This window comes from Streptomyces sp. NPDC006529, assembly GCF_040611795.1.
Classification (GTDB): domain Bacteria; phylum Actinomycetota; class Actinomycetes; order Streptomycetales; family Streptomycetaceae; genus Streptomyces.
Map to the genome: position 1 here is coordinate 16504 of NZ_JBEXPB010000004.1, position 20728 is coordinate 37231.

21 protein-coding genes are annotated in these 20728 nt (G+C 73.4%); 16 read left to right on the forward strand and 5 right to left on the reverse strand.

The window, feature by feature from the left end; translation table 11 throughout:
* Window positions 1-10: 10 nt before the first annotated feature.
* Entirely contained in the window at window positions 11-640 is a 630-nt protein-coding gene (locus ABZY31_RS04965) for a response regulator transcription factor (RefSeq protein WP_356404907.1), read from the reverse strand.
* A complete protein-coding gene (locus ABZY31_RS04970) occupies window positions 637-2199 on the reverse strand; it encodes a sensor histidine kinase (RefSeq protein WP_356404909.1) in 1563 nt (520 codons plus the stop codon). Before ABZY31_RS04970 ends, ABZY31_RS04965 begins: the two co-directional genes overlap by 4 nt.
* Window positions 2200-2345: 146 nt before the next feature.
* On the opposite strand from ABZY31_RS04970, the gene ABZY31_RS04975 reads away from it, so the two are divergent.
* Together ABZY31_RS04975 and ABZY31_RS04980 are read left to right on the forward strand one after the other, a co-directional pair.
* Window positions 2346-3458, forward strand: coding sequence for an ABC transporter permease (locus tag ABZY31_RS04975; RefSeq protein ID WP_356404911.1), 1113 nt, complete (start codon window positions 2346-2348; stop codon window positions 3456-3458).
* The gene (locus tag ABZY31_RS04980) at window positions 3455-4144 is read left to right on the forward strand and encodes an ABC transporter ATP-binding protein (RefSeq protein ID WP_356404913.1); all 690 of its coding nucleotides are present in this window, start codon (window positions 3455-3457) and stop codon (window positions 4142-4144) included. Before ABZY31_RS04975 ends, ABZY31_RS04980 begins: the two co-directional genes overlap by 4 nt.
* Before the next feature lie 75 nt (window positions 4145-4219).
* Here the strand turns inward: ABZY31_RS04980 and ABZY31_RS04985 are convergent, their stop codons facing one another.
* Window positions 4220-5035 (reverse strand): IclR family transcriptional regulator, encoded by an 816-nt coding sequence (locus ABZY31_RS04985; protein ID WP_356404915.1) that lies wholly within the window; start codon window positions 5033-5035, stop codon window positions 4220-4222.
* A 327-nt stretch (window positions 5036-5362) separates the two neighbouring features.
* Between ABZY31_RS04985 and allB the strand changes: the two genes are divergently transcribed.
* The gene (gene allB / locus ABZY31_RS04990; RefSeq protein WP_356404917.1) at window positions 5363-6706 is read left to right on the forward strand and encodes an allantoinase AllB; all 1344 of its coding nucleotides are present in this window, start codon (window positions 5363-5365) and stop codon (window positions 6704-6706) included.
* A 2-nt stretch (window positions 6707-6708) separates the two neighbouring features.
* Entirely contained in the window at window positions 6709-7839 is a 1131-nt protein-coding gene (gene alc, locus ABZY31_RS04995; protein ID WP_356404919.1) for an allantoicase, read from the forward strand.
* 121 nt (window positions 7840-7960) lie between these two features.
* Here the strand turns inward: alc and ABZY31_RS05000 are convergent, their stop codons facing one another.
* Entirely contained in the window at window positions 7961-8731 is a 771-nt protein-coding gene (locus ABZY31_RS05000; RefSeq protein WP_356404921.1) for an SDR family oxidoreductase, read from the reverse strand.
* 183 nt (window positions 8732-8914) lie between these two features.
* Here ABZY31_RS05000 and ABZY31_RS05005 point away from each other — a divergent pair, with 183 nt between their 5' ends.
* The 3 genes from ABZY31_RS05005 (at window position 8915) to ABZY31_RS05015 (ending at window position 11874) form a co-directional block, all read left to right on the forward strand.
* Window positions 8915-9523: a dihydrofolate reductase family protein gene (locus ABZY31_RS05005; RefSeq protein WP_356404923.1), complete on the forward strand. Its 609-nt coding sequence runs from the start codon at window positions 8915-8917 to the stop codon at window positions 9521-9523.
* A 117-nt stretch (window positions 9524-9640) separates the two neighbouring features.
* Window positions 9641-10570: a DMT family transporter gene (locus ABZY31_RS05010; protein WP_356404925.1), complete on the forward strand. Its 930-nt coding sequence runs from the start codon at window positions 9641-9643 to the stop codon at window positions 10568-10570.
* A 110-nt stretch (window positions 10571-10680) separates the two neighbouring features.
* Window positions 10681-11874: a cytochrome P450 gene (locus ABZY31_RS05015; protein WP_356404927.1), complete on the forward strand. Its 1194-nt coding sequence runs from the start codon at window positions 10681-10683 to the stop codon at window positions 11872-11874.
* A 35-nt stretch (window positions 11875-11909) separates the two neighbouring features.
* On the opposite strand, the gene ABZY31_RS05020 is transcribed toward ABZY31_RS05015, so the two are convergent.
* On the reverse strand, window positions 11910-12914 hold the full coding sequence (locus tag ABZY31_RS05020) for a Gfo/Idh/MocA family oxidoreductase (protein WP_356404929.1): 1005 nt from the start codon (window positions 12912-12914) through the stop codon (window positions 11910-11912).
* Between the two features lie 209 nt (window positions 12915-13123).
* Between ABZY31_RS05020 and ABZY31_RS05025 the strand changes: the two genes are divergently transcribed.
* The 9 genes from ABZY31_RS05025 (at window position 13124) to ABZY31_RS05065 (ending at window position 20721) form a co-directional block, all read left to right on the forward strand.
* Window positions 13124-14104: a sugar ABC transporter substrate-binding protein gene (locus ABZY31_RS05025; protein ID WP_356404931.1), complete on the forward strand. Its 981-nt coding sequence runs from the start codon at window positions 13124-13126 to the stop codon at window positions 14102-14104.
* Window positions 14101-15165: an ABC transporter permease gene (locus ABZY31_RS05030; protein WP_356404933.1), complete on the forward strand. Its 1065-nt coding sequence runs from the start codon at window positions 14101-14103 to the stop codon at window positions 15163-15165. The genes ABZY31_RS05025 and ABZY31_RS05030 overlap by 4 nt, the downstream gene beginning before the upstream one ends.
* A complete protein-coding gene (locus ABZY31_RS05035) occupies window positions 15162-15989 on the forward strand; it encodes an ATP-binding cassette domain-containing protein (RefSeq protein ID WP_356404935.1) in 828 nt (275 codons plus the stop codon). Before ABZY31_RS05030 ends, ABZY31_RS05035 begins: the two co-directional genes overlap by 4 nt.
* 15 nt (window positions 15990-16004) lie before the next feature.
* Window positions 16005-17171: an ROK family glucokinase gene (locus ABZY31_RS05040; protein WP_356404937.1), complete on the forward strand. Its 1167-nt coding sequence runs from the start codon at window positions 16005-16007 to the stop codon at window positions 17169-17171.
* Window positions 17168-17761, forward strand: a complete 594-nt coding sequence (locus ABZY31_RS05045; protein WP_356404939.1) for a hypothetical protein — start codon at window positions 17168-17170, stop codon at window positions 17759-17761. The genes ABZY31_RS05040 and ABZY31_RS05045 overlap by 4 nt, the downstream gene beginning before the upstream one ends.
* Before the next feature lie 65 nt (window positions 17762-17826).
* Window positions 17827-18459: an MBL fold metallo-hydrolase gene (locus ABZY31_RS05050; protein WP_356404941.1), complete on the forward strand. Its 633-nt coding sequence runs from the start codon at window positions 17827-17829 to the stop codon at window positions 18457-18459.
* A gap of 56 nt (window positions 18460-18515) precedes the next feature.
* Window positions 18516-19295, forward strand: coding sequence for an exodeoxyribonuclease III (locus tag ABZY31_RS05055; protein ID WP_356404943.1), 780 nt, complete (start codon window positions 18516-18518; stop codon window positions 19293-19295).
* A 106-nt stretch (window positions 19296-19401) separates the two neighbouring features.
* The gene (locus tag ABZY31_RS05060) at window positions 19402-19842 is read left to right on the forward strand and encodes a DUF6278 family protein (protein ID WP_356404945.1); all 441 of its coding nucleotides are present in this window, start codon (window positions 19402-19404) and stop codon (window positions 19840-19842) included.
* Window positions 19843-19977: 135 nt separating this feature from the next.
* A complete protein-coding gene (locus tag ABZY31_RS05065; protein ID WP_356404947.1) occupies window positions 19978-20721 on the forward strand; it encodes an amino acid ABC transporter ATP-binding protein in 744 nt (247 codons plus the stop codon).
* The last annotated feature ends 7 nt before the right edge of the window (window positions 20722-20728 follow it).

Sequence of the window (20728 nt, forward strand, 5' to 3'; positions counted from 1 at the left end):
GCCCTGCCCGTCAGGGGGTGCGGATGAGCCGCCGCGCGCCCGCCGCCGCGACGGCCGAGGTCCGCGAATCGACCCCGAGCTTCGCGTAGACGTGCACCAGATGGGACTTCACGGTGGCCTGGCTGAGGAAGAGCTTCTTGGAGATCTGCTGGTTGGACAGCCCGTCGGCGACCAGCTGGAGCACCTCCAGCTCGCGCTTGGTGAGCGCCTCGGCCGGGGTCCGCATCCGGTCCATCAGGCGCAGCGCCACCGCGGGCGCGAGCGCCGACTGGCCCGCCGCGGCCGTCCGTACCGCCGAGGCGAGCTCCTCCGGAGGCGCGTCCTTGAGCAGGTAGCCGGAGGCCCCCGCCTCGACCGCGGCGAGGATGTCCGCGTCGGTGTCGTACGTCGTCAGGACCAGCACGCGCGGGGAGCCGGGCCGGGCCGTGATCAGGGCCGTGGCCTCGGAGCCGTGCATTCCGGCGCCGAACTGGAGGTCCATCAGCACCACGTCCACCGGCTCCGAGGCGGCCAGTTCGACTGCCCGCTCGGCGGTCGCCGCCTCCGCGACGACGGCGAATCCGGGCTCGGTGTCCAGGACCGCGCGCAGCCCGGCCCGGACCACCGGGTGGTCGTCGGCGAGCAGCAGCCGGATGGTCATCGGGAGGCCTCCACGGGAAGGGGCAGGGTGACGGCCACGGCGGTGCCCTGGCCGGGCGCGGACTCCACGGTGAAGAGGCCGCCGAGGGTCTCGGCGCGCGAGCGCATCGCGGGCAGCCCGAAGCCGCCGCCGTCGCACCCGTCCGTGTCCCCGGAGGCCCCGTCACCGGGCCGGTCGCCGCGCCCGTCCGCGGCCGCCTCCGCACGCCCGGCCGGGCGGACCGCCGCGGGATCGAAGCCCCGGCCGTCGTCCACGACGTCCAGGGTCACGGAGGCGTCCATGAAGGTCAGGGTGATCTCCGCGCGCCCGGCGCCCGCGTGCCGGACCACGTTGGCCAGCGCGGACTGGGCGATCCGCAGCAGTGCCACCTCGTACGGGGTGGGCAGTACGGCCGGGCGCCCGCTGAGTGAGAACCGCGCCCGCACGCCCGGGGCGCCGACGCACAGCCGCTCCAGGGCGGCGGCGAGCGAGCCGTGCTCCAGATCGGGCGGGCTCAATGCCCGTACGAACCGCCGGGCCTCCGCCAGATTCTCCTGCGCGGCCTCCCGGGCCCGGGCGATGTGCGCGAGCGCCGCGGACCTGCCGTCGCCGGCCGGGTGGGGGCCGTCGGCCGCGGCCGCTGCGTCCGCCCCGCCGGTGCCGTCCGTCCCGTTCTGGTCGGGCGCCCCGTCCGCGCCGAGCGGCCGGGAGCCCTCGCCGCGGCTTCCGTCGCCGAGCGCCCGCTCCGCGGCGCGGAGCAGCAGCTGGATGGAGGAGAGGCCCTGGGCGAGGGTGTCGTGGATCTCGCGGGCGAGGCGCTCCCGCTCGGCGAGGATGCCCGCGCCCCGCTCGGCGGCGGCCAGTTCGGCGCGGGTGGTGATCAGCTCCTCGATCAGCCGGCGGCGCCGCTCGCTCTCCCGGTACAGCGCCTGGTAGCCGAGTACGGTCGCCACCGCCACGGCGCCGCCCAGCAGCGGCCCCAGGAACGCCCCGGGGCTCACCGCGCTGCCGTGGGCCAGGAAGCCGCCGATCGCCGCGCAGGCGGTCAGCGCGACCGCCGCGACCCCCCAGCGCAGCCGGAGCAGGTGCAGCTCCAGGAAGTACAGCGGGAAGGCGATCCACAGCCCGTCGGGGGAGACCACCAGCAGCCCGGCCCAGGCGGCGCCGAGCCCGGCCAGCCAGAGCGCCCCGGCCCGCGGTGAGCGGTGCACGACGGGCGCCCGTACGCCCGCGACATACACGGCGGCCAGCACCGCGCACGTGGTGATCACCCACCCGGCGTCGGGCGCGGAGCCGGTCACGGCGCGCGCGGCGGCCAGCGCCAGCAGCCCGAACAGCAGGGCGTGCAGGCACAGCCGCAGCACCCGCGAGACGGGCGTCAGCGCCCGGCCGGGGACGGCGGGCGGACCGGCGGGACCGGGCGGACCGGCGGGACCGGGCGTCCCGGCCGGACCGGGCGTCCCGGCCGGACCGGCCGCACCAGATGAAGGCGCCTGAGTCACCGGAGGGCCGGACAGCGCGCCCGGCGGCGAGGCGGAGGGCGGCGGCCGGAAAGGGCGGGTGGTGCGGGCGGGTTCCATGGCCCGACCAGCGTAGGCCGCCCGCGCGCGGCGCCGGCCGGCCGGCCGGTCAACCAAAAGGTTGATGTCGGCCTCCGCCCTTCGATACGAGGTTCGCTCCCGCCGCGCGATGCCCCGTCTCCCCGGGGAAGACCAAGGTGGGAGCCATGTTCGTCGCATGGAGAGATCTCCGGTTCGCCAAAGGCCGCTTCGCCCTCATGGGCGCGGTCGTGGTGCTGATCACGCTGCTCGTGGGCCTCTTGTCGGGGCTCACCTCCGGACTGGCCCGGGAGAACGTTTCGGCCATCACCGGTCTGCCCGCCACCCGCCTCGCCTTCGCCGTCCCCGCCGGTGACCAGAAGGTGTCCTTCACCGATTCGCGGCTCCCCGAGAGCGCCTGGCGGGCCTGGCGGGGGCGGCCGGGGGTGACGTCCGCGGACCCGCTCGGCATCCGCACCACCAACGCGGCCGTCGGGGAGCGGACGGCCGCCGTCTCCGTCTTCGGCGTCGAGCCCGGCGGCCGGCTGGCCCCCGGGGCGCCCGCCGGCGCCCTCGGCCGGGGCCGGGTGGTCCTGACCGAAAAGGCGGCCGAGGAGCTCGGCGGCCTGACGGCGGGTTCCACGCTCCGGACCGGCGCACTGGAACTGACCGTGGGCGCCGTCTCCGGCACTGCCTCCTACAGTCACACCCCGGTCGTCTGGATGGACCTCGACGACTGGCAGCGCCTCGGCAACCCCGGCACGCCGGGTGCCGCCGGCAGCCCGACCGGCACGTCCGCCACGGTCGTCGCCCTCAGCGGCGGCGGGGCCGTGGACTGGGCGGCGGGCGACCGGGCCTCCGCCAGCAAGAGCCGGACCCTGGACGAGGCACTCGGTGCCATCGGCTCCTACCAGGCGGAGAACGGCTCGCTCCAGCTCATGCGCGGCTTCCTCTTCGCCATCTCCGCCCTCGTCATAGGGGCCTTCTTCACGGTCTGGACGATCCAGCGCAGCGGGGACATCGCCGTACTGAAGGCCCTGGGCGCGTCGACCCCGTACCTGCTGAAGGACGCCCTCGGCCAGGCCGTGGTGATGCTCGCCCTCGGCACGGGCCTCGGCACCGGCCTCGCCGCCGGTATCGGCGCACTGATCAGCGGCGGCGCCGTGCCCTTCGTCCTGGACGCCGCCACCGTCCTCGTGCCCGCCGCCGTCATGATCGTGCTGGGCGCGGTCGGGGCGGCCCTGTCCATCCGGCGGATCACCGCCGTCGACCCGCTGACCGCACTCGGGAGCGCCCGATGACCCTGCTCGTGCACGACGTCACGCTCACCTACCCGGACGGCGACACCCGGCTCACCGCCCTGGACGCCGTCCGCCTGGAGGTCCCCGCGGGCACCCTGACCGCGGTGGTCGGACCGTCCGGTTCCGGCAAGTCCAGCCTGCTCGCGGTCGCGGCCACCCTGGTGCGGCCGGATTCGGGGCGCGTCGTGGTGGCCGGGGAGGACACCGCGGCGCTCGGCGCCGCCGACACGGCGCGGCTGCGCCGCGAGCGGATCGGGATCGTCTTCCAGCAGCCGAACCTGCTCGCCTCGCTGACCGCCGCCGAGCAGCTCCAGGTGATGGCCCACCTCTCGGGGCGGCCCGCCCGGCAGCTGCGCAGCCGGGCGCTGGAGCTGCTCGACGCGGTCGGCCTGTCGGACAAGGCGGACAAGCGCCCGCACCAGCTCTCCGGCGGTCAGCGCCAGCGCGTCAACATCGCCCGCGCCCTGATGAACGAGCCCGCCGTGCTGCTCGTCGACGAGCCGACCAGCGCCCTGGACCACGAGCGCGGTGCGGCGGTGCTCGACCTGCTGGTCACCCTCACCCGCGAGCGCGCGACGGCGACGGTCCTGGTCACGCACGACCACGCGCACCTGGAGCGGATGGACCGCATGGTGACGATGACCGACGGCCGTCTGACGCAGGCGCAGGGCGCCCCGGCGGCCTGAGCCGGCCGGACACGCCGGGACCCCGGTCCCCCTCCAGGAGGCGGACCGGGGTCCCGGCGTGCTCGGCGGTCGTACTCAGCGATCCTGGTGCGCCGGGTTCTGCGTGGAGAGCGCCACGGACAGCTCGGCCGCGATGCCCTGCAGGATCGGCACGATCGAGTCGTTGAGGGCCTCGGTGACCCGGCCCGCCGGACCGGAGATCGAGATGGCGGCGGGGGTCGGCGAGTTCGGCACCGAGACGGCGAGGCAGCGGACCCCTATCTCCTGCTCGTTGTCGTCGACCGCGTACCCGACCTGGCGGACCTGCTCCAGCGCCGCGAGGAAGCCCTCGGGGGTGGTGATGGTCTTCTCGGTCGCGGCGGGCATGCCCGTACGGGCGAGCAGGGCCCGGACCTCGTCGGCGGGGGTGTACGCCAGCAATGCCTTGCCCACGCCCGTGGAGTGCGGCAGCACGCGGCGGCCGACCTCGGTGAACATGCGCATGGAGTGCTTCGAGGGCACCTGCGCGACGTACACGATCTCGTCGCCGTCGAGGAGCGCCATGTTCGCCGTCTCGCCGGTCTCCTCGACCAGGCGGGCGAGGTAGGGGCGGGCCCAGGTGCCGAGGAGGCGTGCCGCGGACTCGCCCAGGCGGATCAGCCGGGGGCCGAGGGAGTACCGTCGGTTCGTCTGCTGGCGGACGTAGCCGCACGCCACGAGGGTGCGCATGAGGCGGTGGATGGTGGGCAGGGGCAGTCCGCTGGTGGCGGACAGCTCGCTGAGACCGACCTCGCCACCGGCATCGGCCATGCGTTCGAGCAGATCAAAGGCGCGCTCAAGGGACTGGACGCCACCGCTGGCGGCGGGGGTCTTGGAGGAAGCGTCGGTGGTGCTGGCGCTGGACGTCGGCACGGCGCGGTCCTTTCGGTGCTGGCAGGCAAGGCAGCAGCCTACCCGGCGGGCAGCAGCGGCCCTAGTGCCGGGGCCAGGCCGTCTCTGCCGGTCAGAGGCGGTTTGTCCAGGTGTCGGGCCGCCCCGGTGGGTCACCCGCCGGAGCTCCGGTGGTGGTAGCTACATTCTGTAGAGTGAAATCTTAATTCCATCCTGTGGAAACCTCCAATCGCGACGCGGGTGGGTCGGCGGTCCGTCCGGGGGCTCTTGACTGGCCCCGCGTCGGCGTGAAGACTCCGTCAACAGAACGTTGAATTTCGCTCTGTGGAAGTAGATGGGGAGGTTCCGGTGTCCGCCGACGTCGTGGAACTGGTACTGCGCTCGACGCGCGTCATCACCCCCGAGGGGACGCGTGCCGCCTCGGTCGCCGTCGCCGCCGGGAAGATCACGGCCGTACTGCCGTACGGGGCCGAGCTCCCGGCCGGGGCCCGGCTGGAGGACTTCGGGGACGACGTGCTGCTCCCCGGCCTCGTCGACACCCACGTCCATGTCAACGACCCCGGCCGCACCGAGTGGGAAGGCTTCTGGACCGCCACCCGCGCCGCCGCGGCCGGCGGCGTCACCACCATCCTGGACATGCCGCTCAACTCCCTCCCGCCGACCACCACGGTCGACCACCTGCGCGTCAAGCAGGAGGTCGCCCGCACGAAGGCGCACGTGGACGTCGGCTTCTGGGGCGGTGCGCTGCCCGACAACGTCAAGGACCTGCGCCCGCTGCACGACGCCGGGGTCTACGGCTTCAAGTGCTTCCTGTCGCCCTCGGGCGTGGACGAGTTCCCCGAACTGGACCAGGAGCAACTGGCCACCTCCCTCGCCGAGATCAGCGGCTTCGGCGGCCTGATGATCGTCCACGCCGAGGACCCGCACCACCTGGAGTCCGCGCCGCAGGTGCCCGGCCCCAAGTACGCCGACTTCCTCGCCTCCCGCCCCCGGGACAGCGAGAACACCGCGATCGAGAACCTGATCGCCCAGGCCAAGCGGCTGGACGCGCGCGTCCACGTACTGCACCTGTCCTCCTCCGACGCGCTGCCGCTGATCGCCGCCGCCAAGGCCGAGGGCGTGCGGATCACCGTCGAGTCCTGCCCGCACTACCTCACCCTCACGGCCGAGGAAGTTCCGGACGGCGCGAGCGAGTTCAAGTGCTGCCCGCCCATCCGCGAGGCGGCGAACCAGGACCTCCTGTGGGAGGCGCTCGCCGACGGCACCATCGACTGCATCGTCTCCGACCACTCGCCCTCCACGGCGGACCTGAAGACGGACGACTTCGCCACCGCCTGGGGCGGCATCTCCTCGCTCCAGCTCGGACTTCCGGCGATCTGGACCGCGGCGCGCGAGCGCGGGCACGGCCTGGAGGACGTCGTCCGCTGGATGTCCGCCGCCCCGGCCGAGCTGGCGGGCCTGTCCCACAAGGGCGCGATCGAGGCCGGCCGCGACGCCGACTTCGCCGTCCTGGCCCCCGAAGAGACCTTCACCGTGGACCCCGCGCACCTGCACCACCGCAACCGGGTCACGGCGTACGCGGGCAAGACCCTGCACGGCGTCGTGAAGTCCACCTGGCTGCGCGGTACGCAGATCGCCGACCACGGCACCCCGAACGAGCCCACCGGCCGACTCCTCGAAAGGCAGAACTGACTGTGACGGCGCAGCGCTCAACTCCTCTGGCCTCCTTCACCGGCAACGCGAACCCCTACGGGGGCGGTGACCCGTACGCGGACTACCGCACCGCGGACTTCCCGTTCACCCAGTACGCGAACCTCGCCGCCCGCACCCTGGGCGCCGGTGTCACCTTCGCCAACGACGAGTTCTTCGCCGAGCGGGAGAACCTGCTCATCGAGGAGGCCGCCCACTTCGACCCCGAGCACTTCGGCCACAAGGGCAAGGTCATGGACGGCTGGGAGACCCGCCGCCGCCGCGGCGTCTGCGCCGAACAGCCCTGGCCGGCCCCCGAGGACCACGACTTCGCGCTGATCCGCCTCGGCGCCCCCGGCGTCATCCGCGGCATCGTCGTCGACACCGCGCACTTCCGCGGCAACATGCCGCAGGCCGTATCCGTCGAGGGCGCCTCGGTGACGGGCGCCCCGACCCCCGAGGAACTCCTCGGCGACGACGTCAAGTGGACGACCCTGGTCCCGCGCACCGCCGTCGGCGGCCACGCGGCCAACGGCTTCGAGGTGGCGGCCGAGCAGCGCTTCACGCACCTGCGCCTCAACCAGCACCCCGACGGCGGCGTCGCCCGCCTGCGCGTCTACGGCGAGGTCGTCCCGGACCCGCAGTGGCTCGCCGCGCTCGGCTCCTTCGACGTGGTCGCGCTGGAGAACGGCGGCTCGGTGCAGGACGCGTCCAACCGCTTCTACTCCCCGCCGACCAACACCATCGCCCCGGGCCGCTCGCGCAAGATGGACGACGGCTGGGAGACCGCCCGTCGCCGGGACAACGGCAACGACTGGATCCGCTACCAGCTCGTCGCCGAGTCCGAGATCCGCGCCGTCGAGATCGACACCGCCTACCTCAAGGGCAACTCGGCGGGCTGGGCCTCCCTCTCGGTCAAGTCCGGCGAGGACGGCGAGTGGCAGGAGTTCCTGCCGCGCACCCGCCTGCAGCCCGACACCAACCACCGGTTCGTGCTGGACGCCCCGGCGGTCGGCAGCCACGTCCGCATCGACATCTTCCCGGACGGCGGCTTCTCCCGCCTGCGCCTCTTCGGCTCCCTGACGGACCGGGGCGCGGCCGCCCTGACCGCCCGGCACCAGGAGCTGGGCGGCTGAGCCCGCGCCGAACGGCCCCGGGGGCGCACCGGTACCCGCGTACCGGTGCGCCCCCGGGCGCGTACGGGCGTACGGCCCCCGAGCGCCTACGGGCCCCCAGGCGCGTACGCCCCCCGCGGCCCTACGCCGCGTGCCCGCCGTCCACCGAGAACTCGGCGCCCGTGACGTAGGCCGCGTCCGGTCCGGCCAGGAACGAGACCATGGCCGCCACCTCCTGCGGGGTGCCGAAGCGCCCGAGGGCCGTCAACGCGCGCTGCCCGTCCGCGTACGGCCCGTCGGCCGGGTTCATGTCGGTGTCCACCGGGCCCGGGTGGACCAGGTTCGCCGTGATGCCGCGCTCGCCCAGCTCCCGGGCCAGGGCCCTGGTGAGCCCGGTCAGCGCCGCCTTGCTCGTCGTGTACAGCGTGCCGCCCGGCCCCGGCACCCGCTGCGTCATGCAGCTGCCGATGGTGATGATCCGGCCGCCCCGGCCGAGCCGGGCCGCGGCCGCCTGCGCCGAGAGGAAGACGGCGCGCACGTTGACCGCGAGCACCCGGTCCACGTCGGCGAGGCTCAGCGTCTCCAGTGGGCCGAGCACGCCGATGCCCGCGTTGTTGACCAGGACGTCCAGGCGCCCCAGCTCCGCCACCGCGAGCTCCACCGCCGCGGCGGCGGCCGAGGGGTCCGCCGCGTCCGACCGCACGGCCAGGCCGCGGCGTCCATGCGCCTCGATCCCGCGCACGACCTCCTTGGCCCCGTCCGCGTCGCTCACGTAGGTGAGCGCCACGTCCGCCCCGTCGGCGGCCAGCCGCAGCGCGGTCGCCGCGCCGATGCCCCGGCTGCCGCCCGTCACCAGGGCGACCCGCCCGCTCGTGCCGCTCCCGCTGCCGTTCCCGTTCTCGTTCCCGTTCATGGTGTGTCTCCCGCGTCCGTCCGTAAGTGGTTGCGAGTTCAATGAAAGCGGCGGGGCTCCGCGCGCGCTGGCGGGAATCGGACGTCGCGTTCAGACGCGCCGCACCGATGAGTTCCGCGGCGGCCGGGAGTCTTCATGCGTGTACGGGCCCGCGACGGGCCCCTGCCAAGGAGACGAACGGCCATGGGCAAGCTCAGCCTCATCACCTTCCTCACCCTCGACGGCGTCATGCAGTCCCCGGGCGCTCCGGACGAGGACCCCAGCGACGGCTTCGCGTACGGCGGCTGGCAGGTGCCCTTCGAGGACGAGGGCGTCGGCGCGTTCGTCACCGAGGCCTTCGGGCGGGCCGGAGCCTTCCTGCTCGGGCGCCGGACGTACGAGATCTTCGCGGGCTACTGGCCCAAGCAGACCGACCCCGACAACACCATCGCGGGCACGCTGAACACCCTGCCCAAGTACGTCGTGTCCACCACCCTGGCGGACCCCGCCTGGCAGGGCGCCACCGTCCTCGGCCCGGACCTGGAGGCGGAGGTTGCCCGGATCAAGGCGGCCACCGACGGCGAGATCCACATCTGGGGCAGCGCGCAGCTCGTCGGGGCGCTGTTGGAGCGCGGTCTCGTGGACGAGCTCCACCTGCTGGTCTACCCCCTCTTCCTGGGCGCCGGGCGGCGCCTCTTCCCGGCCGGGGCGCAGCCCACCACCTGCGAACTCACCGCCTCCAGGGTGACCGACGGCGGGGTCGTCATCCAGACCTACCGGCCCGTGGGCCGGCCCACCTTCGGCGCCTACTGACGGCGGTGCCGGTCGCCGGCCGAAACCCGGTGTACCCGCCACCCAGTGCTCCGGTACGGTGACCGCACCCGTGCGAGCCGCCGAAGTCTCCACCCCCCCGCCAGTCGTTGGAGACCCGTGTCCACGCTCGCCGCCGTACCGGCGCCCGGCCTCGCACCCCGTCGTGCCTGGCTCACCGACCTGCCCGTCCTGCTCGTCGCCCTCGTCTGGGGCGCCAGCTACCTCGTCGCCAAGGGCGTCACCACCCCGCACACCGTGATCGCCGTCCTGGTGCTGCGCTTCGCGCTGATCCTGCCGGTCCTCGTGGTGGCGGGGGCGCGGCGGCTGCGCGCGCTGCGGCCCGACCAGCTGCGCGGCGGCGCCCTGCTGGGGCTGGTCCTCGGCGTGATCTTCCTGCTGGAGACCTACGGGGTCGTCCACACCTCCGCCACCAACGCCGGGCTGATCATCAGCCTGGCCATGATCTTCACCCCGCTCGCCGAGGCCGTCCTGCGCCGGGTCCGGCCCCCGGCGGCCTTCCTGGCCGCCGCGGGGGTCTCCGTCACCGGGGTCGTGCTGCTCACCCAGGGCGCGGGTTTCACCACGCCGTCCGCCGGTGACCTGCTCATCCTCGGAGCCGCCGTCGCCCGCACCCTGAACGTGCTGCTCACCGCCCGGATGAGGTCCGTCCAGGACGCCGACCCGCTCGCCCTGACCGCCGTCCAGCTCGGTGGCGCGGTCCTGGTCTTCGCCCTCCTCGCGACCCTGCCCGCCGCGGGCGCCACCCCGTGGGCCGCGGCCGCCGGCTTCGGGGCGCGGGAGTGGGCCGCCCTCGCCTTCCTCACCGTCTTCTGCACCCTGTTCGCCTTCTTCGTGCAGATGTGGGCCCTGCGCCGCGCCTCGCCCTCCCGGGTCAGCCTGCTGCTCGGCACCGAACCGCTGTGGGCCGCGGCGGCGGGCATCGCCATCGGCGGCGAACACCTCGGCGCCGCGGGCCTGGCGGGCGCCGCCCTCGTGCTGGCCGGCACCGCCTGGGGCTGCCGCGCCGCCGCCCCGGCCACCGCCTGACCGACCACCCCGGCGGACGCGCGCGACGCGGCCGCGCGGCCGGCGGGGCGCCGCGACGACTGGCCGAAAACCCCGCATCCCCGCGTGGACGCCCGCCGTACGGTGGACCGATGCCCGTAGTCGACATCAGTGGGAACGCCGAGGACTTCACCGCCGACCCCTACCCGTTCTACGCCCGGCTGCGGCAGGCGGGACCGGTCCACCGGGTCACGGCCACCGCCGGCGGCTTCGACCCCACCTGGCTGGTCGTCGGCCACGACGAGGCCCGTCAGGCCCTGCACCACGCGGGCCTGTCGAAGGACTGGCGCCGGTCCGGGCGGTTCCCGGACGCCCTCGTCACCGCGGCCAACGCCAACATGCTGGAATCCGACCCGCCGCACCACACCCGGCTGCGCCGCCTGGTCGCCCGCGCCTTCACCGGCCGCCGCGTCGAGGCCCTGCGCCCCCGCGTCCAGCAGATCACCGACGGCCTCCTGGACGAGCTGGCCGCCCGGCCGGAGCGCACCGCCGACCTCGTCGCGGCCTTCGCCTTCCCGCTGCCCATGACCGTGATCTGCGAGCTGCTCGGCGTCCCCGGCCTGGACCGGGACCGGTTCCGCCACTGGTCGAACGAGGTCGTCGCGCCCACGGGGGGCGTCACGGACGGCAGTGCCCACCGCGCGCTGAGCGACTACCTCGCCGAACTGGTCGCGGCCAAGGCCGAGGCCCCGGGCGAGGACCTGCTGAGCGAGCTGATCCGCACCCGCGACGACGACGGCGACTCCCTCGGCCGGGACGAGCTGATCGGCATGGCCTTCCTGCTGCTGGTGGCCGGTCACGAGACCACCGTCAACCTCATCTCCAACGGCGTACGGGCCCTGCTCGCCCACCCCGGCCAGCTGGCCGCCCTGCGCGCCGACTACGACGGCCTCATCGACGGCGCGGTGGAGGAGATGCTCCGCTACGACGGCCCGGTGCAGAGCGCCACCTACCGCTACGCCCGCGAGGACGTGGAGATCGGCGGCTCGGTCATTCCCGCCGGGGCGACGGTGGTGGTCTCGCTGGCCGCCGCCGACCGCGACCCGGACCGGTTCGCCGACGCCGACACCTTCGACATCCGCCGCGCCCCCCAGGGCCACCTCGCCTTCGGACACGGCCTGCACTTCTGCATCGGCGCGCCGCTGGCCAGGATGGAGGCCCGGATCGCGGTCCGCTCCCTCTTCGCGCGCTTCCCCGGCCTGGCCGAGGACCCCGCCGCCGGTCCGCCGGCCTGGCTCGCCGGCAGCTTCATGCGGGGCGCCGCGCGGCTCCCGGTGCGCTGGTGACCGTAGCCGGGCGACCGCGGTGCGCGCCCGCGCGCTCAGAGGTCCGGCGGCTCGGCGAGGGTCACCCGGCGCCGCTCGCGCCGCGACAGCTCGCAGGCCTCGGCGACGCGCAGCGCGGCCAGCGCCTCCCGGCCGTCGCAGGGGTTGGGACCCTCCCCGCGCACCAGGCGCACGAAGGCGGCCAGCTCCGCCTCGTAGGCGGGCCCGAACCGCTCCAGGAAGCCGGTCCACGGTTTGCCCGCCGGGGGCGGACCCTGCGGTTCGGTCGAGGCGATCGGCGTACGGTCGTCCAGCCCGGCCGCCACCTGGTCCAGCTCACCGGCCAGCTCCATCCGGACGTCGTACCCCGCGCCGTTGCAGCGGCTGCCGGTGCAGGTCGCCAGGGCCCCGCCGGTCAGGGTCAGCAGCGCCGCCGCGGTGTCCACGTCACCCGTCTCGCGGAACCGGGCGGGCCCCGCGTCGGAGCCGGTCGCGTACACCTCGCGCACCTCGCGCCCGGTCACCCAGCGCACCATGTCGAAGTCGTGCACGAGGCAGTCCCGGTACAGGCCCCCGGACGTGGCCAGATAGGCGGCGGTGGGCGGCTCCGGGTCCGCGGTCATGGTCCGTACGGTGTGCAGCCGGCCGAGGGAACCGGAACGCACCAGCTCCCGCGCCGTCACGTACCCCGCGTCGAAGCGCCGCATGAAGCCGACCTGGAGCGTCCCGCCCACGGCCTCCACCTCGCGCAGCACCGCGAGGCTGCGGCCCAGGTCGGCCGCCACGGGCTTCTCGCAGAAGACCGGCAGCCCGGACCGCACCGCCCGGACCACCAGCTCCGCGTGGCCGGAAGTGGCGCACGCCACGACCACCGCGTCCACGCCCCAGGAGAAGATCTGGTCCACACCGGGCGCGGCCGTCGCCCCCAGCCGGGCGGCCAGCAGCGCGGCCCGCGCGGGGTCGGCGTCGGCGAGCACCAGCGATCCCGCGTGCGGCTGGCGGGCCAGAGCCGCGGCGTGGAAGGAACCGATCCGGCCCGTACCGATGAGCCCGATGCGCATGCACTCAACGTGACCCCGTCCGGGTCGGCTGTCAATCCGCCGGGCCCGCCCCGATGACCACCTCATGGTCCACTGTGGCGGATACTGGGCGGCTGGAACCGGAATGACCATATTGACGACCGCCCCGACGACCGGCGCGGCGGCGCACGTTTTCAGGACGAGGGAAGGGCGCGACAGACGTGGCTAGGGTTCGGACAGGGGTACGCGTCGTGGGCGTCGTGCTCGCGGCGGTACTGGGGGCCTCCCTCGCGGGGTGCAGCAGTACGGGCGGCAAGCGCGCCGAGGAGCGGGCGAAGGCCGCCGAGCAGGGCCGCCCGGCCGTCTCCACCCCCCGCTGGACCTTCGCGATGGTCACCCACGCGGGCGATGGCGACACCTTCTGGGACATCGTCCAGAAGGGCGCGAAGGAAGCCGCGGCGAAGGACAACATCAACTTCGTCTACGCGCACGACGACCAGGCGCAGCAGCAGGCCCAGTTCGTGCAGAACGCCATCGACCAGAAGGTCCAGGGCATCATCGTCAGCCTGGCCAAGCCCGAAGCCCTCAAGGACGTCCTCGGCAAGGCGGCCAAGGCGGGCATTCCGGTGATCACCGTGAACTCGGGCTCCGCCCAGTCCAAGGAGTACGGCGCCCTCACCCACATCGGCCAGGACGAGGAGATCGCGGGCGAGGCCGTCGGCGCCGAGCTGACCAAGCGCGGCAGGAAGAAGGCCGTCTGCGTCCTGCACGAGCAGGGCAACGTCGGGCACGAGCAGCGCTGCGCCGGGGCGAAGAAGACCTTCGGCGGCGAGCTGGAGAACCTGTACGTCGAGGGCACCAACATGCCCTCCGTGCAGGCGGCCGTGCAGGCCAAGCTCCAGGCCGACCCGTCCGTCGACGCGGTGCTGACGCTGGGCGCGCCCTTCGCCCCCACCGCCGTCAAGGCCAAGGACGCGGCGGGCAGCAAGGCGGAGATCGACACCTTCGACCTCAACGAGGCCGTCGCCCGGGACCTGAAGTCGGGCACCCTCGGCTTCGCCGTCGACCAGCAGCCATACCTCCAGGGCTACGAGGCCGTCGACCTGCTCTGGCTCTACCGCTACAACGCCAACACGCTCGGCGGCGGCCGTCCGGTGCTCACCGGCCCGCAGATCGTGACCGGCGCCGAAGCGGCGAAACTGGAGGAGTTCATCAAGCGGGTGACCCGATGAGCGCGCTCGCCCCCACCGCCCCGCCCGCCCCGCCGGCCAAGGACCGCGACGAGCGCCTCGCGCCCGCCTCGCTGGTGCGCCGCCTCCTCGGCCGCCCGGAGCTGGGCGCCGTCGTCGGCGCGGCCGCCGTCTTCGTCTTCTTCTCCTTCGCCGCCGACAGCTTCCTGCGGGCCTCCAGCCTCAGCACGATCCTGTACTCGGCCTCCACCATCGGGATCATGGCCGTCCCGGTCGCGCTCCTGATGATCGGCGGCGAGTTCGACCTGTCGGCCGGTGTGATGGTCACCAGCTCGGCGCTGGTCAGCTCGATGTTCTCCTACCAGATGACCGCGAACGCCTGGGTCGGCGTCGCCGTCTCCCTGCTGGTCACCCTGGCCATCGGGTTCTTCAACGGGTTCATGCTCACCCGTACGAAACTGCCCAGCTTCATCATCACGCTGGGCACCTTCCTGATGCTGACCGGCCTGAACCTCGGCCTCACCAAGCTGATCAGCGGCTCGGTCTCCACCAAGACCATCGCCGACATGGAGGGCTTCTCCTCGGCCCGCTCCCTGTTCGCCTCGCAGTTCACCATGGGCCCGGTCACCCTGCGGGTCACCATCCTGTGGTGGCTGGTCCTGGTCGCGGTGGCGACCTGGATCCTGCTGCGCACCCGGGCCGGGAACTGGATCTTCGCGGTGGGCGGCGGCGCCGACGCGGCCCGCGCGGTCGGCGTCCCCGTGGTCAAGACCCGGATCGGGCTCTACATGGGCGTCGCCCTGTGCGCCTGGATCTCCGGCCAGCACATCCTGTTCTCGTTCGACGTGGTCCAGTCCGGCGAGGGCGTCGGCAACGAGTTCCTGTACATCATCGCGGCCGTCATCGGCGGCTGCCTGATGACCGGCGGCTACGGCTCCGCCATCGGCTCGGCGGTCGGGGCCTTCATCTTCGGCATGACCAGCAACGGCATCGTGTACGCCCAGTGGAACCCGGACTGGTTCAAGTTCTTCCTGGGCGCGATGCTCCTGCTGGCCACCCTGCTCAACGCATGGGTGCGCAAGCGGGCGGAGGCCAGCAAATGACCGCACTGGTGGAGCTGACCGGCGTCAGCAAGTACTACGGCAACATCCGCGCCCTCGAAGGGGTCTCCCTGGAGGTCTCGGCGGGCGAGATCACCTGTGTCCTCGGGGACAACGGCGCGGGCAAGTCCACCCTCATCAAGATCATCTCGGGGCTGCACCGGCACGACGCGGGCAGCTTCGCGATCGAGGGCGAGGAGACGGTCCTGGCCAATCCCCGCGCCGCCCTCGACCGCGGCATCGCCACCGTCTACCAGGATCTCGCGGTGGTCCCGCTGATGCCCGTCTGGCGCAACTTCTTCCTCGGCTCGGAGCCGACCCGCGGCCGCGGCCCCTTCCGCCGCCTCGACGTGCCCCTGATGCGCGAGACCACCCGCGCCGAGCTGCTGCGCATGGGCATCGACCTGCGCGACGTCGACCAGCCGATCGGCACCCTGTCCGGCGGCGAGCGCCAGTGCGTGGCGATCGCCCGGGCGGTCCACTTCGGCGCGAAGGTGCTCGTCCTGGACGAGCCCACCGCGGCCCTCGGCGTCAAGCAGTCCGGCGTCGTGCTCAAGTACGTGGCCGCCGCCCGGGACGCGGGTCTCGGCGTCGTCCTCATCACGCACAACCCGCACCACGCGTACCTGGTCGGAGACCGTTTCGTGCTCCTCAAGCGGGGCGCGATGGCGGGCAGCCACACCCGGGACTCGATCACCCTGGACGAGCTGACCCGGCAGATGGCGGGCGGCTCGGAACTGGACGAGCTGAGCCACGAGCTGGAGCGGGTGGCAGAATCGGGGACGGCACCGACCCACCCTGACCCTTCCGGAACCACCGCACCATAGGGACGGCACGACGCGATGAGCACGTACCGGGACTTCACGCTCGCCCACCGGGGCGCGGCGCGCGGCACCGTCCTGCGGACCGTCGGAACCCGCGAGCGCCGGTCGCACCTGACCGCTCCGCGGGTCCCCACCGTCGGCATCGACATCGGCGGCACCAAGGTGATGGCCGGCGTCGTCGACGCCGACGGCGTCATCCTGGAGAAGATCCGCACCGAGACCCCCGACAAGTCCAAGAGCCCCAAGGTCGTCGAGGACACCATCGTCGAGCTGGTCCTGGACCTCTCCGACCGGCACGACGTGCACGCCGTGGGCATCGGAGCGGCCGGCTGGGTCGACGCGGACCGCTCGCGGGTGCTCTTCGCCCCGCACTTGGCCTGGCGCGACGAGCCGCTGCGCGACGCGCTCCAGTCGCGGCTCGCGGTGCCGGTCATGGTGGACAACGATGCCAACACCGCCGCCTGGGCGGAGTGGCGCTTCGGCGCCGGGCGCGGCGAGGACCACCTCGTCATGATCACGCTCGGGACCGGCATCGGCGGGGCGATCCTGGAGGACGGCCGGGTCAAGCGCGGCAAGTTCGGCGTGGCCGGTGAGTTCGGCCACATGCAGGTGGTCCCCGGCGGGCACCGCTGCCCCTGCGGCAACCGCGGCTGCTGGGAGCAGTACAGCTCGGGCAACGCCCTGGTGCGCGAGGCCCGCGAGCTGGCCGCCGCCGACTCCCCGGTGGCCCACGGCCTGATCGCCCGGGTCGGCGGAAACGTCTCGGAGATCACCGGGCCGCTCATCACCGAACTGGCCCGCGAGGGCGACGCGATGTGCGTCGAGCTGCTCCAGGACATCGGCCAGTGGCTCGGCGTCGGCATCGCCAACCTGGCGGCCGCCCTCGACCCCTCCTGCTTCGTCATCGGGGGCGGCGTCAGCGCCGCCGACGACCTGCTGATCGGCCCGGCCCGGGAGGCCTTCCGGCGCCACCTGACGGGCCGCGGCTACCGGCCCGAGGCCCGGATCGCGAAGGCCCAGCTCGGCCCCGAGGCCGGTATGGTCGGTGCGGCCGACCTCTCCCGGCTCGTCGCCCGGCGCTTCCGCCGCGCCAACCGCCGCCGGGTCGAACGCTACGAACGCTATGCCCAGGCGGGCCGACGGGCCGCCGCCGGGTCCGAGGAACAAGGACCAGACCAGCCGTGACGCCCCCGCCCCCCACCCTGCCGCGCCAGGCCCAGGCCCCCGACGAAGGCGGCGCCCCGTCGCCCGCCGAGGCCCGCCGCCACGTCGTACGGCGCCGCTGGATCACCGCGATCATCATCGTGCTGCTGATCGGCGTACCCGCCGGTTACCTCTCGATCGCCGCCCAGCAGAGCCGCCAGAGCGGCAAGGAGAAGGCGGCGAAGGTCGGCGCCACCAAGGTGCGCGCGGGCTGGCCCTCCACGGTGCAGCGCAGCATCTACGAGGTGCCGATCCCGGACAAGGCCTGGCGGGTCGGCTTCCTGGAGACCAACAACTGGCGCACGAGTCGGCTGTACGTCCAGTTCGCGATCACCCCGGACGAACTCGACGGCTTCCTGACCTCGATCGGCGTCAGCCGCGAGCAGCTGACCCGAGGCGTCTCGATCAGCGAGCGCGACACCGAGGCGGCGGGCTGGAACTGGAACCCGAAGAACGCCTGGTACGGCGCCACGCACGAGCAGGACGACCCGCGCCCCACCCAGGACGTCACCGTCGACCTGACCGTCCCGGCCAAGCCCAAGGTCTACGTCGTCTCCACCGCCGCCCCGTAGCACCGGCAGCCCGGGTCGCCGCCACCCCGTAGCCGCCCCCCCGGCCCCGCGGCTAGCCTTGGATCATGAAGCTCACCAAGCGGCTGCACTCCTGCGTCCAGGTCGAGAAGGACGGGCGCACGCTCGTCATCGATCCGGGTGCCTTCAGCGAACGCGACGCGGGGCTCGGGGCGGACGCCCTGCTGGTCACCCACGAGCACCCCGACCACTTCGACGAGGGACGCCTGCGGGCCGCCCTCGACGCGAACCCCGGCGCCGGGCTGTGGACCCTCGCCAGTGTCGCCGGACGGCTCGCGCCCGCCTACCCCGGCCGCGTGCACACCGTCGGCCACGGCGACGCCTTCACGGCCGCCGGCTTCGAGGTGCAGGTGCACGGCGAGCTGCACGCCGAGATCCACCCGGACATGCCGCGGGTCACCAACGTCGGCTACCTCGTCGAGGGATCGCTCTTCCACCCGGGGGACGCGCTGACCGTGCCCGGCGTCCCCGTCGACACCCTGCTCCTGCCGGTGCACGCGCCCTGGAACAAGATCGCCGAGGTGATCGACTACGTCCGCGAGGTCAAGCCGCGCAACGCCATCGACATCCACGACGCCTATCTCGCCGACCTGGCCCGGCCGGTCTACGACACCGTCCTCGGTTCCCTCGGCGGCGCCCCGCACAGCCGCCTCACCGCCGGGGACAGCGCCGACCTCTGACCCGGGCCGCATGCGCCCGGCCCGTGGCTGTCGGTGCCGGGCGGTAGGTTACGGACATGCGTATCGCCACCTTCAACGTCAACTCGATCACCGCCCGGCTGCCCCGGCTGCTGGCCTGGCTGGAGTCCAGCGGCACCGACGTGCTCTGCGTGCAGGAGACCAAGTGCTCCGCCGAGCAGTTCCCGCACGCCGAGCTGCGCGAGCTGGGCTACGAGTCGGCCGTGCACGCCACCGGCCGGTGGAACGGCGTGGCCCTGATCTCCCGGGTCGGTCTGGAGGACGTGGTCACCGGCCTGCCCGGCGGCCCGGACTACGAGGGCGTGGCGGAGCCGCGCGCGGTCTCCGCGACCTGCGGCGGCGTGCGCCTCTGGTCCGTCTACGTGCCCAACGGCCGCGAGGTGGCGCACGACCACTACGGCTACAAGCTGGAGTGGCTCGGCGCCCTCACCGCGGCCGTCGCCGAGGACGCGGCGGGCCCCCGCCCCTTCGCGGTGCTCGGCGACTTCAACGTGGCCCCGACCGACGAGGACGTCTGGGACCCGGCCGTCTTCGAGGGCATGACCCACGTCACCCCCGAGGAACGGGGCGCCCTGGAGTCCCTGCGCGCCGCCGGGCTCACCGACGTGGTGCCCCGCCCGCTCAAGTACGACCACCCCTACACGTACTGGGACTACCGGATGCTCGCGTTCCCCAAGAACAAGGGCATGCGCATCGACCTCGTGTACGGGAACGCCCCCTTCGCCGCGGCCGTCAAGGACGCCTACGTCGACCGCGAGGAGCGCAAGGGCAAGGGCGCCTCGGACCACGCGCCGGTCGTGGTGGACCTGGACGTCTAGCGGGTCCGGCCGTAGCCGGTCCGGCCTTTAGCCCACCGGGCCCGGATCGCGGCCGTCCAGGCGCGCCCTATGGCCCCCGGCGGATACGGGTGCCAGGCTGGTCGGTATGAACATCCCCTTCCTGGGCCAGTGGCTGAACCGGCACGAGACCGAGCACGGCGAGGCGTTGGCCGCCGCCCTCTCGGACGATCCCGAGGGCGTGGGCGAGATGTTCGCGGAGTGCGAGCTGCTGCGCGCCCAGGCGCGCGCGGCCGGTCTCGAACTCGACGGCACCCCCGCCTCGTTGGAGGCGCTCGACCAGCTGATGCCGCGCTGGCGGCGGGACCCCGAGAGCGTGCCGTGGCTCGGCAACGACGCGGGCTTCTACCTGGGCACGGTGATCATCAAGACCCTGTCCGGCTGCGGCTGGCAGGTGTGGCCGAACGGCCAGCCGGTGATCCGGCTGGCCTCGGGCCGCGAGCTGAACGTGGTCGAGTGCGGGGTGTCCTGGGCGGTGACCGGCTCGCCGGAGCTGTCCCAGACCTACGCGGAGGCCTCCGAGGGCTGATCCGGGAGCGCCCCGTGCACGTGCCGGTGACGTTTATGCCGCTTTTAGGCATGTCGTGCGTGTCGCGGTGAAGTCGCGTTCCCCGCTGGATAGTTTGCGCTGACTCGACACACCGACAAGTGGGCAGGGCAGCGTATGGCCGTCGATCCGTTGATCGAGCTGCGGGACGTCAACAAGCACTTCGGACAACTGCATGTCCTCCAGGACATCAACCTCACCGTCGGCCGCGGGGAGGTGGTGGTGGTCATCGGCCCCTCCGGCTCCGGCAAATCCACCCTGTGCCGGGCGATCAACCGGCTGGAGACCATCGAGTCGGGCACGATCACCCTCGACGGCAAGCCGCTGCCCGCGGAGGGCAAGGACCTGGCCGCCCTGCGGGCCGACGTGGGCATGGTCTTCCAGTCCTTCAACCTCTTCGCGCACAAGACCGTGCTCGCCAACGTGTCCCTCGCGCAGATGAAGGTCAGGAAGCGCGGCCGCGACGAGGCCGACAAGCGGTCCCGGGAACTCCTGGACCGGGTCGGCCTGGCCGACCAGGCCGACAAGTACCCCGCGCAGCTCTCCGGCGGCCAGCAGCAGCGCGTGGCCATCGCCCGCGCGCTGGCCATGAACCCCAAGGCGCTGCTCTTCGACGAGCCCACCTCCGCCCTCGACCCGGAGATGATCAACGAGGTGCTGGAGGTCATGCAGCAGCTCGCCGGCGAGGGCATGACCATGGTCGTGGTCACCCACGAGATGGGCTTCGCCCGCTCCGCCGCCAACCGCGTCGTCTTCATGGCCGACGGGAAGATCATCGAGGACCGCACGCCGGAGGAGTTCTTCACCGCCCCCGAGAGCGAGCGGGCCAAGGACTTCCTCTCCAAGATCCTCAAGCACTGAGGGGCGG